The organism is Erythrobacter sp. S267 (assembly GCF_057365045.1).
The window spans coordinates 1,388,263-1,402,014 of record NZ_CP200298.1 but is presented as its reverse complement, the minus strand read 5'-3'; the positions used below and the strand labels follow the sequence as shown (position 1 = coordinate 1,402,014).

Here is a 13,752-nt window from a genome sequence, read left to right as displayed (position 1 = left end):
ATGGGACTGCATCAAACTTTCTCAACGTCGCGTGACGCACCTCGCCGGCCTCTTCGCCTGATGGTGAAGAGCCGCGTGGAATCGCGCGCCGTTTACGTCGACATGATCGACATTTCCGAAGGCGGCTGCAAAATCAGGGGATCGCAAGGTTTTGCTAGTGTGGGCGACCGCGTGACCATGAAGGTCGCCAATGTGCACGCACCGGTTGGCCGTGTCGCCTGGGTTGAAGGCCGCTATGCCGGTGTCTCTTTCGAAGGAAAGATGCACGAAGCCGTGCTCGACCATCTGAGCAAAATGGAAACGCCCGATATTTGGAAGGGCGAGGCAGACAAAGGCAGCCGCCGCGTCTGACGCCTTTTGCTCGCTTCTCCGGTCTGCAAAAGAAAGGGCCGGAACGCCCAGCGCTCCAGCCCCCTCTCCCAAACCTGAAATCAGGTCAATTTAGTTTGCGCTGAACGGCAGCGAGCTGTGGTGAAGAACGATCTTCAGCTCGCCATCTTCGTCCTTTTCGTAAGCGAAGGAGTATTCAACCTTCGTCTCGTTCCCGTCGCTGCCGGTGAAGAAGTAGTTGCCCATCGCAACTGCCATGTCGCCGCTGTCAGCGATCACAGTGCCGTTATTCTCCCAGCGAACTGCCGTGTACGGAGCGATTGCGAAACCACCATCTTCGGTGCCTTCGGTGCCGACAAAGTAGCTCAGAGCTTCTTCGGTGGTCTCACGGAACTGGTCTTCTGCAGCCAGAGTTGGCTTGAACAGGATGGTGGTGTCTTCGCCGTAAGCATAGTGCGTGGCGATGTGCTCAGCTGCGCGTGCACTGTAGTCGCCTTCTTCGGTGAAGGTCGCGCCGATGGCGACAATGCCTTCGCCCCAAGCTTGCTGAGCGGCTTCGACTTCAGCGGCGGTGATGGGGTCGGCCGTTGCAGCGCTTGCGGTTTCGTCGCCGCCGCAAGCCACCAGCGCCAGTGAACCGGCGCCAAGCGCGAGAACTGATGCAATCTTCTTCATTATAATCTCCTTGGAGGATTGATTTGTGATCCGTACAAAACTCGGTGTCGCAATACGGGAAAAGGCAGCGTGCAACATTCCCCGCCGAGCTTAGGCTGCGCCGCATAGGCTGGGTGGCGTATCCGGTGAATGCGTGCAGAGAGCAATTGCGCGGTGTTACGTGATGAGCCTAGGCTTGCGTAGTTTGCATTTGCTGGATTGATTGCTGGAACATATAAAGAACATATGTTCGTCTACTCTCCACTTTGCCAGGCTGAGCCTCGATATGCCTGAAGCCGCGCTTACCCCTGAGAAGCGGACGGTGGAGGTCGATCCCGACCTGATTGAGCCACCGCCGCGCAGCCCTTTTGTGGAGCTGGGACTGGTGAGTTGTTTCAGTTTCCTGCGCGGCGCCTCCGATGCGGTTGATCTGGTCACAACCGCGCGCGAGCTGGGCTACGACGCGATTGGGATTGCCGATGCGAACTCCTTTGCCGGCGTTGTGCGCATCCATAGCGAGGCAAAGACGCTCAAACTGCGCCCGGTGATCGGCACCCGGATCGAGACGGTCGAGGGGCTCGTCTTCCTAGCCTACCCCCGGAGCCGCGCCGCCTATGGCCGCCTGACCCGCCTGATCAGCGCAGGCCGGATGCAGACACTGGAGGGGGAGTGGCAGGAGAAAGGCGTTTGCGAGATTGATCTTGCTATGCTCGCGGAACATTCCGAGGGCGTGCAACTGATCCTCCTCCCGCCTGATGATCTGGAGGCGGAGTTCACTCTGCGGGTCGTCAGCAATGTCGTCGCGCTTCACACGCCGGATGAGGAGGCAGAGCCGGTCGCGATCACCGCGCCCTTCGCCGAGATCCTCCCACATCTCACCCAGCAACTCCCCTCTCTCAGCCACCTCGCCGCAAGCTACCTTTATCGCGGCGATGATATCGCGCGGATCGACTGGCTTGATGCTCTGGCGCGGGCGCACGGCCTGACGCTGCTCGCCACAAACGACGTGCACTATCATGCGCCCCATCGCCGCCCCTTGCAGGACGTGATGACCGCGATTGCCAACAAGACGACGGTGGCACAGGCCGGGCATCTGCTTCACGCCAATGCGGAGCGTCACCTCAAATCGCCTGAGGAAATGATCCGCCTGTTTACCCGCTGGCCCCACGCAATCGAAGCCGCGCGCGACGTGGCGGATGCCTGCGACTTCAGCCTCGACGAACTGCGTTACGAATATCCCGAGGAGATATACCCGGACGGTAAGTCCCCGCAGGAATATCTGGAGAGTGAGACTTGGGCGGGCGCGGACAGGCGCTATCCCTCCGGCGTGCCCGACAGTGTGCGGGCGACTTTGGAGCGCGAGCTTGCGCTGATCGCGAAGCTCGATCTGGCGCGCTATTTCCTCACCATCAAGGATATCGTCGACTTTGCCCGCTCGGTTGAGCCGCCAATTCTGTGTCAGGGGCGGGGCTCTGCTGCGAACTCTGCGGTGTGTTATTGCCTCGAAATCACCAGTGTCGATCCCGCGAAACACCAGCTGCTGTTCGACCGCTTTATCTCTGAAGAGCGCAAGGAACCGCCCGATATCGACGTCGATTTCGAGCATGAGCGGCGCGAGGAGGTGATCCAGTATATCTACGCGAAATATGGCCGCCACCGCGCCGGCCTGACCGCAACCGTCATCCACTACCGCCCGCGCATGGCGATCCGCGAGGTGGGCAAGGCGATGGGCCTGTCGGAGGACGTCACCAGCAGCCTCGCGCGGACGGTCTGGGGATCGTGGGGGCGCGAGATTAGCGAGAAGCACGCGGCCGAAACCGGCATGGACGTGACCGACCCGCATCTAAAGCGCGTCCTCACCCTGACCGAGCAGATGATCGGCATGCCGCGCCACCTCTCGCAGCATGTCGGCGGCTTTATCCTGACCGAAGGCGCCTTGAGCGAGACGGTGCCGATCGGCAATGGCGCGATGCCGGATCGCAGTTTTATCGAATGGGATAAGGACGACATCGAGGCGCTCGGTATCCTGAAGGTCGATGTGCTGGCGCTCGGCATGCTCACCTGCATCAAGAAGTGCCTTGACCTGCTGGAGGCGCATCACGGACGCGCGCTTAATCTCGCCACCGTCCCGCGCGAAGATCCGGAGACCTATGCGATGCTGCGCAAGGGGGATTCGCTCGGCGTTTTTCAGGTCGAAAGTCGCGCGCAGATGAACATGCTCCCGCGCCTGCGCCCGCGTGAGTTTTACGACCTCGTCATTCAGGTCGCGATTGTGCGGCCCGGCCCGATCCAGGGCGATATGGTGCACCCTTATCTGAAGCGGCGGCGGGGGGCGGAGCCGGTGCAAATTCCTGCGCCTTCTCCCGAGCACGGTCCCCCGGATGAACTCTCTAGCATTCTAGAGCGCACCTTGGGCGTTCCGATCTTTCAGGAGCAGGCGATGAAGATCGCGCTGGATGCGGCGGGGTTCTCTAGCGTGGAGGCGAACCGGCTGCGTAAGGCGATGGCGACGTTTCGGTCGCGCGGTATGGTGGATGAACTGCAGGACATGATGGTCGGGCGGATGGTGGCGCGCGGCTACGACCCCGACTTTGCGCATCGCTGCTTCAACCAGATCCGCGGCTTTGGCGAATATGGCTTTCCCGAAAGCCACGCGGCGAGCTTCGCGCATCTGGTCTATGTCTCAAGCTGGCTCAAATGCCACTTCCCGGCGGCGTTCGCGGCGGCGCTGCTGAACTCCCAGCCCATGGGCTTTTATGCGCCCGCGCAGATTGTGAGGGATGCGCGCGAGCACGGGGTCGAGGTGCTGCCAGCGGATGTGAACTGCTCGCAGTGGGATTGCACGCTTGAGTTGCGTGAGGAACAGCCATCCGGCTGTTCCTTGGGGCCGGGCCACCCGCTCCCTCCACCCTTCCACCCGGATCATAACTCCGGAGTAGCATCCGGGTGGAAGGGTGGAGGGAGCGGGTGGCCTGGCGCGAGCGATAGCGAGCCCCCGAAGAAAGGCCGTTTCGACACCCACATCGCCATGCGCTTGGGGCTCCGCCAAATCGACGGCCTGCCCGAACACATCGCGGCCCAGTTGGTCGCCGCGCGGGAGGAGGGCGGGCCCTTCGCCGACATCGCTGAGCTGCGCGAGCGGGCAGGGCTCTCGCCTGCTCACATAGAGCGGCTTGCGAGCGCGGATGCCTTCACCTCGATGGGTCTCTCGCGGCGCCAAGCCCTGTGGGACGCGAGGAGCCTGATCGCTGCGCCCGACCTGCCGCTGTTCCGCGCCGCAGCGGAACGGGATGAGGGGGCAGAGAAGAGCGCCACGCGGCTCCCGCAAATGCCTCTGTCTGAGGAAGTCGTCGCTGACTATCAGACCACACGCCTCAGCCTGAAGGCGCATCCGATGGCGTTCCTGCGCCCCTCTCTTGCCGAGAGAGGCTTTGTGCGGGCTTGTGATCTGAGGGACCGCAAGTTCCGGAGTATGGTCAAGGTCGCAGGGGTCGTCCTGATCCGTCAGCGGCCGGGCAGCGCGAAGGGCGTGTGCTTTATCACGCTGGAGGACGAGACGGGGGTCGTGAACCTCGTCGTGTGGCCTGACCTTAAAGAAAAGCAGCGCCGCGTCGTTATGGGCGCGCGGTTGATGGAGGTTCGGGGGCGCGTTGAATATGATGACGAGGTGATCCACGTCATCGCGCATCATATGACCGATGCGACCGATCAGCTCTATGCCCTGTCAGATGATATGCTGAACGCGCCTGTGGCGAGGGCGGATCATGTGACGACGCCTCTGGTGGGACGCAAACCGCCCCAATTGAAAGGACCAGGCTCAAAAGAGGTTGTCAGGCCGCGCAACCTGTCGAGCCTCACCAGCCAGCAGAGACGCGAGAAGACAATCCGTCCGCGCGATCTGATCGACCAGCTGCCGAATGTAAAAGGCCATCCGCGCAACCACCGGATCATCCCGAAGTCGCGCGATTTTCACTAATGGGAGGGGTTATTACGAAGGCTCCAGAGCGTAACCGGCAGAGCGCACTGTGCGGATCGGATCCTTCGCACCCTCCAGCCCAATCGCTTTGCGCAGACGCCGGATGTGGACGTCTACAGTGCGCAGCTCGATATCCGAGCCCGTGCCCCATACTCCGTCGAGCAGCTGGCCACGGCTGAATACACGCCCCGGGCTCTCCATGAAGAATTTGAGCAAGCGATACTCGGTCGGGCCGAGTTGGAGCGAGCGTCCACGCCGCTGGACCTTGTGCGCCACGGGGTCGAGCTTGATGTCGCCCACCTCGATCGTCTCACCCGCAAGAGCAGGACGGATGCGGCGCATCACAGCGGCCACGCGGGCGAGCAGCTCACGCGGGGAGAACGGCTTCGTCAGATAATCGTCCGCGCCGGTTTCCAGCCCGCGCACCCGGTCATCCTCCGCCTCACGCGCGGTCAGCATGATGATCGGGACGTGGGCGGTTTCCTTGTCACGGCGCAGGCGGCGGCAAACCTCGATGCCGCTGGTGCCTTCGATCATCCAGTCGAGGATGATGAGGTCGGGCACGTCCTCACTTGCCAGTACCATGGCTTCATCGCCATCGCCGGTGCAGCGCACGTCATAGCCTTCGTTCTGGAAGCGATATTCGAGCAGTTCCGACAGGGCCGGATCGTCTTCAACGAGCAAGAGCTTGGCAGCGGACATAACCAATGTCTCCTAACGTGCCCCCACATAACATGCATGGGGCTGACGCGCAGTGCTTGTTTCACTTTGGCTACAATTTGATGAAATCGCGTCGCCCTAGTTTTCCACAAGGTCCGGCGCTTCCTACAGCTAACCGGCCCTAGTGGTCTTCCTCAGGCGGGTATGAACCGGTCGCCGCAAAGTGCACCATCTCGGCCACATTGGTCGCGTGGTCGCCGATCCGTTCCAGGTTGCGAGCGACAAACAGCAGTTGGGCAGCGCTAGAAATGGTCGCAGGGTTCTCGACCATGTGGCTCACAAGATTGCGGAAAATGCTGTTATAGAAAGCATCAACCTTGGCGTCGGTCGCGATCACTTCGCGTGCAAGGCTGGGGTCGCGTGCGGCATAGGCGGTGAGGACATCGTGGACCATCTCACCCGCAACTTCGCCCATTGCGGGCAGCAATGTGAGCGGTTCGAACCGGTCGCGGCCTTCGATCATGTGCACACGCTTGGCGATGTTCTTGGAATAGTCGCCAATCCGCTCAACCACGCCGGCGATTTTCAGCGCCGCGATCACTTCGCGCAAGTCGTCCGCCATCGGCGCCCGCAGAGCAATGATGCGAACGGCGAGCTTGTCGACCTCGGTCTCCAGCGCATCGATCTTCTTGTCGCGTGCGACGACGCGGTCGCCCAGTTCCTCATCCCCGCGCACCATGGCGTCGAGCGATTCCTGGATCGCAACCTCGGCAAGACCGCCCATCTCCGCAATCAAGCCGCGAAGCCGGGTGATGTCCTCATCAAATGCCTTGACTGTATGGTCTGCCATTTAGGTCACAGCCCCGTAGCTAGGGCCTTCGAGGCGCTCAAATGGCGAACAGATCTGGACGAATGCCGCGCCGCGACGGCTGCTCGCCATTGCAAGCGGCGTTCGGCCTGAGATGGAAGCTATTTGGGCGTCCCTGCGGGATTTGGCCAGAATGGCCCATCCCTGCGTCTGAAAATCTTGAAATATTGACATATTCCTGTGCTTTTCTTCCTTGTGCTGGGCCATTCTACCTCAAACCTCGAAGGCCCTAGCTACGGGGCTGTGACCTAACCGTAACGTCCTGTGATGTAGTCCTTGGTCCGCTCTTCATGCGGATTGGTGAAGATGTCCGACGTCGGACCATACTCGACCATCTTGCCAAGGTGGAAAAATGCCGTGCGCTGCGAAACACGCGCGGCCTGTTGCATCGAGTGTGTCACGATCACGATAGCATAGCGGCCGGACAATTCGTCGATTAATTCTTCGATCTTGGCTGTGGCGATGGGGTCGAGCGCCGATGCTGGCTCGTCCATCAGGATGACTTCGGGATCGACCGCGATGGCGCGCGCGATGCAGAGGCGCTGTTGCTGACCGCCTGAGAGGGCTGTGCCTGAATCCTCGAGCCGGTCTTTCACCTCGTCCCACAAACCAGCGCGGGTCAGGGAGCGTTCGACAATCACGTCGAGGTCCGCTTTCTTCTCCCCTAGGCCGTGAATGCGCGGGCCATAGGCGATGTTCTCGTAGATCGTTTTGGGAAAGGGGTTCGGTTTCTGGAACACCATCCCGACCCGGGCGCGCAGCTGCACCACGTCCATCGCGTCGGAGTGGATGTCTTCGCCCTCCAGCTCAATCAAGCCGTCAACGCGGGCGACGGGGATCGTGTCGTTCATGCGGTTAAAGCAGCGTAGGAAGGTCGACTTGCCGCAACCCGACGGACCGATGAAAGCCGTCACATATTCGGGCGAGATGTCGATCGACACTTTGTCGATGGCCATCTTGTCACCGTAATAGACCGACACATCGCGAGCTTTCATCTTCGCGGAGCCATCGTCTTGGATTTTGTCGTGAATGAAAGTCACCAGGTCTTCTCGAATTTGTTGCGCAGATAAATGGCGAGGCCGTTCATCGCGAGGAGGAACAGCAATAGCACGATAATGGTGGCGCTGGTGCGCTCGATAAAGCCGCGGTCCACCTCGTCGGACCACAGGAAAATCTGCATCGGCAGAACGGTTGCTGGCGAAGTGAAACCATCCGGCGGCGTTGCGACAAAGGCGCGCATCCCGATCAGCAGCAGCGGTGCGGTCTCTCCCAATGCGCGGGCCATGCCAATGATGGTGCCGGTCAGCATACCGGGCAGGGCGAGGGGGAGGACGTGGTGGAAGACGACCTGAACGGGCGAGGCTCCCACAGCCAGCGCACCATCGCGGATTGAGGGTGGAACCGCCTTCACCGCGTTGCGGCCTGAGATCACGATGACGGGCATGGTCATCAAGGCGAGCGTCATACCGCCGATCAACGGGGCTGATCGCAGGTTCGGGAAGATCGTCAGGAAGACCGCCAGACCCAAAAGACCAAAGATGATAGAAGGCACCGCCGCGAGGTTGTTGATCGACACCTCGATCAAGTCAGTCCAGCGGTTCTTGGGCGCATATTCCTCAAGGTAAAGCGCCGCCAGAACACCAATCGGGAAGGCCAGGACAAAGGTCACGATCATCACAAGGATCGAGCCTTTGAGAGCGCCCCAGATGCCCACTTGCTGTGGGCTGGTTGCATCTGCCCGGGTGAGGAAGCCCAAATCCCAATTCTCAGCCAGCTTGCCCTCAGCCGCCAGTGACTGAGCCAACGCTCGCAATTCGTCTGACCCTTCTCCGGCAAGGCCTGACGCAAGGTCGGATGACGCAGCGAGGTAGAAGGTCTCAGTGCGCTCAATCAACGAGGGATCGGCGCGCAAGGCGTCAGCGACGTCGCGCCACGCATCGCGGCTGATCTCAGCTGCGCCTTCGGCTCCGAGCGACTCCTCTCCGGCTCGTGTGACTACCTCTGGCAGTCCTTGGATTTCGAGGATCTGCATCGCACTGGGCGCGGTTAGCGAGGTTTCATCACCAACCAGGCCGCTTTCGGCAAAGTTGATCTCCACTTCCAACTCAGCCCGCTGAAAGCCGCCAATCCCGTCCATCAGCATACTGCTGAGGAGAAAAACGAGCACGGCAATCGAGAAGACAATCGCGCCAAGGCCAAGCCCGCGGAAGATCCGTTCGGAGCGGTAGCGCTTCTCGAGCCGTTTGGCGAAAGCCTCGGTCCGGGTTGGGGCAATGATGCGCGTTTCGGTATCCGCGCCAGCCATCGTGGCAGCTGAATTACTCATAAGCCTCCCGGAAGCGTTTGACGACGCGCAGGGCGATAATGTTCAGCACCAGCGTGACGACGAAAAGGACAAAGCCCAGCGCATAGGCGCTAAGCGTGGCGGGGTGATCGGCGGTTTGCTCGCCGGTCAGAAGTTTCACGATCTGCACCGTCACGGTCGAGATTGGCTCAAACGGATTGGCGGTGAGATTTGCGGCGAGCGAAGCGGCCATCACCACGATCATCGTCTCACCAATAGCACGGCTGATGGCGAGCATGATCCCAGCCACGATGCCGGGCAGGGCAGCGGGGAAGAGTACGCGTTTGATCGTCTCGGACTGCGTCGCGCCCATCGCAAGGCTGCCGTCACGCATCGCTCCGGGCACTGCGGCCATCGCGTCGTCGGCCATGGACGAGACAAAGGGAATGATCATGACGCCCATCACAACGCCAGCGGCAAGCGCGCTCTCCGTCGAAGCGCCACCCATGCCCAGCGCCACCGCCGCATCACGGATCGCTGGCGCAATGGTGAGCGCGGCGAAATAGCCATAGACCACGGTCGGAACACCGGCGAGGATCTCCAACGCCGGCTTTACCCAAGCGCGCAGGCGAGGGGCCGCATATTGGGTTAGGTAGATCGCGCTCATCAAGCCAATCGGAATGGCGACAATCATCGCGATGATCGCGCCGACAAAGATCGTTCCCCAGAATAGCGGGACGGCGCCATAGCGGCTTGCATCCGGGTTCTCCGGATTGCTCATCGTGTCCGGGCCCCAGAATGTGCCGAACAGGAAATCGACCGGAGAGACCATCGTAAAAAAGCGCATAGTCTCGAAAACAAGGCTGGCGACGATGCCAAAGGTCGTCAGGATTGCGACGAGCGAGGCGAGCAACAGGATCGTCATCACCGTGCGCTCAACGCGCGTGCGTGCGCGGAAATCGGGGCGCAGACGGGTGAAGGCAAAACCGCCACCGCCAAAGGCAATGATGATAGTCAGCGCATAGCCAATCAGGTTGTAGCGGCCGATCGCCTCACGAAAAGGGTCGACCAGGGCCTCTGCACCTTCATTGAAGACGCCGGGCGCGTTGCCGGTCGCCACAGCGCGAGCCTCTGCCAGCCACGCCTCACGCTCAAATCCGAAACTCGGAAGGCCAGCTGCACCGGGCGATGCGAGGACACTCTGTGTGACCAAAGCTGGCGCGATGAACGACCATGCAACGACAAAGGCCAGAACCGGAATGATAATCCACAGCGCGACATACCAGGCATGGTAGGCAGGGCGCGCAGCCGGGCGCACCGATGGATCAACCTTCTGGAAGCTCCATGCCTTGGCACGGCCAACCAGCCAGCCAGCCAAACCCAATCCGATAGCCATCAAGATGAGAGTGATCGGCGACATCGACTAGACCTGTATCCCTTCCTAGCTTCGAGCGGTGCGGCGAGAGTGAAAAGCGCCCCGGTTCATGCGAATCCGCGCGCAAACGCCCCAATCAGACGCGCATGTCGCCGAAATAAGACAGCACTAAGACAAAAGTGGAGTTTCCGCCCTGTCGTCTCCCGCTTTGTCCCCAGCGCTATAAAGGTCGCTGGGGCCATCGGAGGGCTTTGTTGGTTTGGGAGTTTTCTCTTTCGCAATGGGCAGACGCATGACAACGCGCGTGCCTTTGCCCAGCTCACTATCGATATTGAGCCGCCCGCGGTGACGCTCAACGATGTGCTTGACGATAGCGAGACCAAGTCCGGTGCCACCCGAGGCACGGCTGCGGCCCGGATCGGTGCGATAGAAGCGGCGGGTGAGATGGGGGATCTGTTCCGGCGCAATTCCATCGCCATGGTCACTGACAGCGATACGGGCCATATTGTCTGGCGACCGGTCGAGCCGCACTGTCACTTCGCCTTCGGTTGCCCCGTATTTCAGCGCGTTATCGACGAGGTTGCGGACCACTTGCTCCAGCTGCTGCTCATCCCCCAACACAGACAGCGACTCTTCCAGCTGGAGAATCACACGCCCAGCGCGCTCCGACCCCGCCGCATCGAGAGCCGCGCGCCGCACAAGCGCTTTGAGCTCAAGGCGTTCTTGCGGGACATCGTGTTTCTCTGCCTCAACCCGAGACAGGCTCATAAGGTCGGAGATCAGGCGCTGAAGACGCTGGCCTTCGCGTTCAATCGTGCCGAGGAATCTCTGTGATGTAGGGGAATCGAGGCTGTCACCGCTTTCGCGCAGAGTTTCGACATAGCCCAGAATCGCAGCAAGCGGTGTGCGCAATTCATGGCTGGCATTGGCGACGAAATCCGTATGGGCGCGGCTGATGTCAGCCTCTGCGGTCTGATTGATGAGCTCAATCACAGCGCGATCATCGTCGACCGACTGGCGGTTGATCTGCCAGATGTCCTGCCTGCGAACGAGACCACGGACGATGGCCTTGCCACTCTTGTCCTCGCTCAGCAGCGATATTGCTTCAGGCTGGCGGAAGGTAACGCGAGCATCCTGCCCGATAATATGCTGCCCCAGCATCTTGCGAGCGGCACGATTGGCGATGGCGATAGTGTTCTTCTCCGTCACCAAAATGGGCGTCGAAGAATTCTCTACCAGCTTGCGCATCGACTTTTGGCTGATCGGTGCCTCGATCACCATAGGAGGCTGATCTGGCGGCCGACTTGTGGCAAGCAGGAGTGATCCGACCCACACAATCGCCACGGCAAACGCAATCCCAGGGTCCACGCCAAGAATCAGCATGGCGACAAATGTCACCAGGGCCAGCAGCATGCCGGCAATTGGGAAGGTCTGCTTAGAACCCATGATGCGCCGCTCTAACGCGACAAGCGTTGTCGCGAAAGTCCAGATTGAACGGAGGAGAAATTCGCCCCGAGCTGTGGGGAGGGGAGGTGGTGACCCGTACGGGAATCGAACCCGTGTTTCAGCCGTGAAAGGGCCGCGTCCTAACCGCTAGACGAACGGGCCACGCTCGTTGCGAGAGCGCGCATCTAGGGGGGTGTTGGACATGGGTCAAGCCCTGTGAGGGGAGAAAATCGAAAAATTGCTGGGGCCGACAACAATGCAGCGCGATCAATCGGCAAAAGCGGCGTCTTCTAAGTGGAGTTCGGCCGCCGGTCGTGGGCCCCAATCGTCGATTTTGACGCGGCCAGCCAAGTGGAACAGGCGTCCCTTTGATCGGTGGAGCAAGGTCTGCGCCATCTCTGTCTCAGCGGCGCGGAAAGCAATTCCCTTGAAGGAACGTCCGTCATTTCCGCTCGCGATGATCCGCAGATGGTCTTTGCCCACAATATCGGCTTTGACGATCCGGACAGGCCCCACCGCCACTCTGGGAGCAGGCCAGCCGACGCCATAGGGACCTGCCGCTTCAAGCGTTTCGACAAGCTCAGGGGTCAGCCCGCCGGGCGCCAGGCTGAGATCGAGCTGCATTACTTGCGAGGTCCGCGCTCGCTCGACATCGCGCGAAAGCCGCTCATCGAGAAATTCCGTGAAGGCGGACAGCTTGCCCTCGGCGATGGTTAGGCCCGCTGCCATTGCATGACCTCCTCCGGCCACCAGCAAGTCCGCCTCTCTCGCAGCGATGATGGCAGCGCCCAGATCAACCCCGCTGATCGACCGGCCTGAGCCTTTGCCCTCTCCAGCGCTTTCATCAAGGGCGATCACGATAGAGGGCTTGCCGGTCTTTTCCTTGATCCGTCCGGCCACGATCCCGATCACGCCGGGATGCCACCCGCTGCCGGAAAGGACTTGGACCGCCATATTGTGCTGCCCCTCTAACTGGGCCTCTGCCGCTTCCTGCACGGCAGCCTCGATAGCGCGGCGCTCTTCATTGAGGGCGGACAGCTTTTCAGCAATATCGCGCGCTTCGTCGGGGTCCTGAGTGGTGAGCAAGCGCACGCCAAGGGTGGATTCTCCGATCCGCCCTCCCGCATTGATACGTGGCCCAAGCGCAAAGCCCAGATCCGAAGCAATCGGTGCGCGTTTCAGTCGGCTCGCATCCATCAGTGCCGCCATGCCGATCCGCTCGCGCCGGGCGAGCACTTTCAACCCCTGCGACACAAAGGCGCGATTGAGCCCGTGCAGAGCCGCGACATCAGCAACCGTTCCTAGTGCGACGAGGTCAAGCAGGCCCATCAGATCGGGTTCGGCGCGGTCCTTGAAATAGTCCTGTGCGCGCAAAGTTCGCACGATCGCGATGGCGAGCAGGAACGCAACGCCCACGGCTGCCAAGTGCCCGTGGCTCGCCGCAAGATCGCTCTCATCCAAGCGGTTGGGGTTCACCAGAGCGGCCGTCGGTGGCAAGTCGGGTGAGCATTTGTGGTGGTCGACTACGATCACGTCGACGCCAGCATCACGCGCCATAGACAGCGCCTCATGCGCCATTGCGCCGCAATCAACGGTGACGATCAGGCTCGAGCCGTCTTTGGCGAGCTGGACGAGGGCTTCTCCGGTAGGACCATAGCCTTCGAGCAGACGGTCGGGGATATAGTAGCCTGCCTCCACTCCCAGTGCGCGGAGCAGTTCGACCAGCAACGCGGCGCTGGTGGCGCCGTCGACGTCATAGTCGCCATAGATCGTGATCTGTTCATTGCCGAGTATCGCGCTGACAATGCGTTCAGCCGCGCGGTCCATGTCGCGGAACTCTGATGGATCGGGCAGAAAATCGCGCATGGTCGGCTTTGCGTGTTTGGCCACTTCCTCTGGCGCCACGCCGCGGGTCAGCATGAGCTGGGTAAGGATGTCGTTGTCCAGACCCTGCGTGTCGCTCCCCAGCTCCATGTTACCGCCCCGCCAGCCCCAAGCGCGGCCACCGAGGGATTGCGAGACGCCAAGAACATGGGAGAGCGATTGTGTTGCCATGGCGACCGTTTAGCCGATTAGCCAAGGCGGTGACAGGCTTGCGACAACGCCTATCGACAGGCGTTCCTTCGTTTTGAGGTGAATTGACAGTGTGGGGCGGCTTG

The 13,752-nt window shown here is 61.0% G+C and carries 10 protein-coding genes and 1 tRNA gene; 2 read left to right on the top strand and 9 right to left on the bottom strand.

What is annotated here, in order from left to right; all coding sequences use genetic code 11:
- Window positions 1–351, top strand: coding sequence for a PilZ domain-containing protein (locus tag AC0V6X_RS06565; RefSeq protein WP_486183783.1), 351 nt, complete (start codon window positions 1–3; stop codon window positions 349–351).
- Window positions 352–441: 90 nt separating this feature from the next.
- Here AC0V6X_RS06565 and AC0V6X_RS06560 read toward each other — a convergent pair whose 3' ends face one another.
- Entirely contained in the window at window positions 442–1,005 is a 564-nt protein-coding gene (locus AC0V6X_RS06560; RefSeq protein ID WP_486183782.1) for a phosphoribosyl-AMP cyclohydrolase, read from the bottom strand.
- A 265-nt stretch (window positions 1,006–1,270) separates the two neighbouring features.
- Here AC0V6X_RS06560 and AC0V6X_RS06555 point away from each other — a divergent pair, with 265 nt between their 5' ends.
- Entirely contained in the window at window positions 1,271–4,960 is a 3,690-nt protein-coding gene (locus tag AC0V6X_RS06555; protein ID WP_486183781.1) for an error-prone DNA polymerase, read from the top strand.
- 12 nt (window positions 4,961–4,972) lie between these two features.
- On the opposite strand, the gene phoB is transcribed toward AC0V6X_RS06555, so the two are convergent.
- The 8 genes from phoB to recJ form a co-directional block, all read right to left on the bottom strand.
- On the bottom strand, window positions 4,973–5,662 hold the full coding sequence (gene phoB / locus AC0V6X_RS06550; RefSeq protein WP_486183780.1) for a phosphate regulon transcriptional regulator PhoB: 690 nt from the start codon (window positions 5,660–5,662) through the stop codon (window positions 4,973–4,975).
- A gap of 139 nt (window positions 5,663–5,801) precedes the next feature.
- Complete coding sequence (gene phoU, locus AC0V6X_RS06545; RefSeq protein ID WP_486183779.1) at window positions 5,802–6,470, bottom strand: phosphate signaling complex protein PhoU; 669 nt, start codon at window positions 6,468–6,470, stop codon at window positions 5,802–5,804.
- 266 nt (window positions 6,471–6,736) lie between these two features.
- A complete protein-coding gene (pstB, locus tag AC0V6X_RS06540) occupies window positions 6,737–7,483 on the bottom strand; it encodes a phosphate ABC transporter ATP-binding protein PstB (RefSeq protein ID WP_486185526.1) in 747 nt (248 codons plus the stop codon).
- A 41-nt stretch (window positions 7,484–7,524) separates the two neighbouring features.
- A complete protein-coding gene (gene pstA, locus AC0V6X_RS06535) occupies window positions 7,525–8,814 on the bottom strand; it encodes a phosphate ABC transporter permease PstA (RefSeq protein ID WP_486183778.1) in 1,290 nt (429 codons plus the stop codon).
- Window positions 8,807–10,192, bottom strand: a complete 1,386-nt coding sequence (gene pstC / locus AC0V6X_RS06530; protein ID WP_486183777.1) for a phosphate ABC transporter permease subunit PstC — start codon at window positions 10,190–10,192, stop codon at window positions 8,807–8,809. Before pstC ends, pstA begins: the two co-directional genes overlap by 8 nt.
- A 123-nt stretch (window positions 10,193–10,315) precedes the next feature.
- Window positions 10,316–11,593: an ATP-binding protein gene (locus tag AC0V6X_RS06525; RefSeq protein ID WP_486183776.1), complete on the bottom strand. Its 1,278-nt coding sequence runs from the start codon at window positions 11,591–11,593 to the stop codon at window positions 10,316–10,318.
- A gap of 87 nt (window positions 11,594–11,680) precedes the next feature.
- A tRNA-Glu gene (locus tag AC0V6X_RS06520) sits at window positions 11,681–11,755 on the bottom strand.
- A gap of 105 nt (window positions 11,756–11,860) precedes the next feature.
- Window positions 11,861–13,648, bottom strand: a complete 1,788-nt coding sequence (gene recJ, locus AC0V6X_RS06515; protein WP_486183775.1) for a single-stranded-DNA-specific exonuclease RecJ — start codon at window positions 13,646–13,648, stop codon at window positions 11,861–11,863.
- Window positions 13,649–13,752: the final 104 nt, after the last annotated feature.

Bases quoted from the DNA above. Each gene is read 5' to 3' on its own strand.
- phoU (WP_486183779.1), bottom strand. From the start codon at position 6,470: ATGGCAGACCATACAGTCAAGGCATTTGATGAGGACATCACCCGGCTT.
- phoB (WP_486183780.1), bottom strand. From the start codon at position 5,662: ATGTCCGCTGCCAAGCTCTTGCTCGTTGAAGACGATCCGGCCCTGTCG.
- AC0V6X_RS06565 (WP_486183783.1), top strand. From the start codon at position 1: ATGGGACTGCATCAAACTTTCTCAACGTCGCGTGACGCACCTCGCCGG.
- recJ (WP_486183775.1), bottom strand. From the start codon at position 13,648: ATGGCAACACAATCGCTCTCCCATGTTCTTGGCGTCTCGCAATCCCTC.
- AC0V6X_RS06525 (WP_486183776.1), bottom strand. From the start codon at position 11,593: ATGGGTTCTAAGCAGACCTTCCCAATTGCCGGCATGCTGCTGGCCCTG.
- pstA (WP_486183778.1), bottom strand. From the start codon at position 8,814: ATGAGTAATTCAGCTGCCACGATGGCTGGCGCGGATACCGAAACGCGC.
- pstC (WP_486183777.1), bottom strand. From the start codon at position 10,192: ATGTCGCCGATCACTCTCATCTTGATGGCTATCGGATTGGGTTTGGCT.
- AC0V6X_RS06560 (WP_486183782.1), bottom strand. From the start codon at position 1,005: ATGAAGAAGATTGCATCAGTTCTCGCGCTTGGCGCCGGTTCACTGGCG.
- AC0V6X_RS06555 (WP_486183781.1), top strand. From the start codon at position 1,271: ATGCCTGAAGCCGCGCTTACCCCTGAGAAGCGGACGGTGGAGGTCGAT.
- pstB (WP_486185526.1), bottom strand. From the start codon at position 7,483: ATGAAAGCTCGCGATGTGTCGGTCTATTACGGTGACAAGATGGCCATC.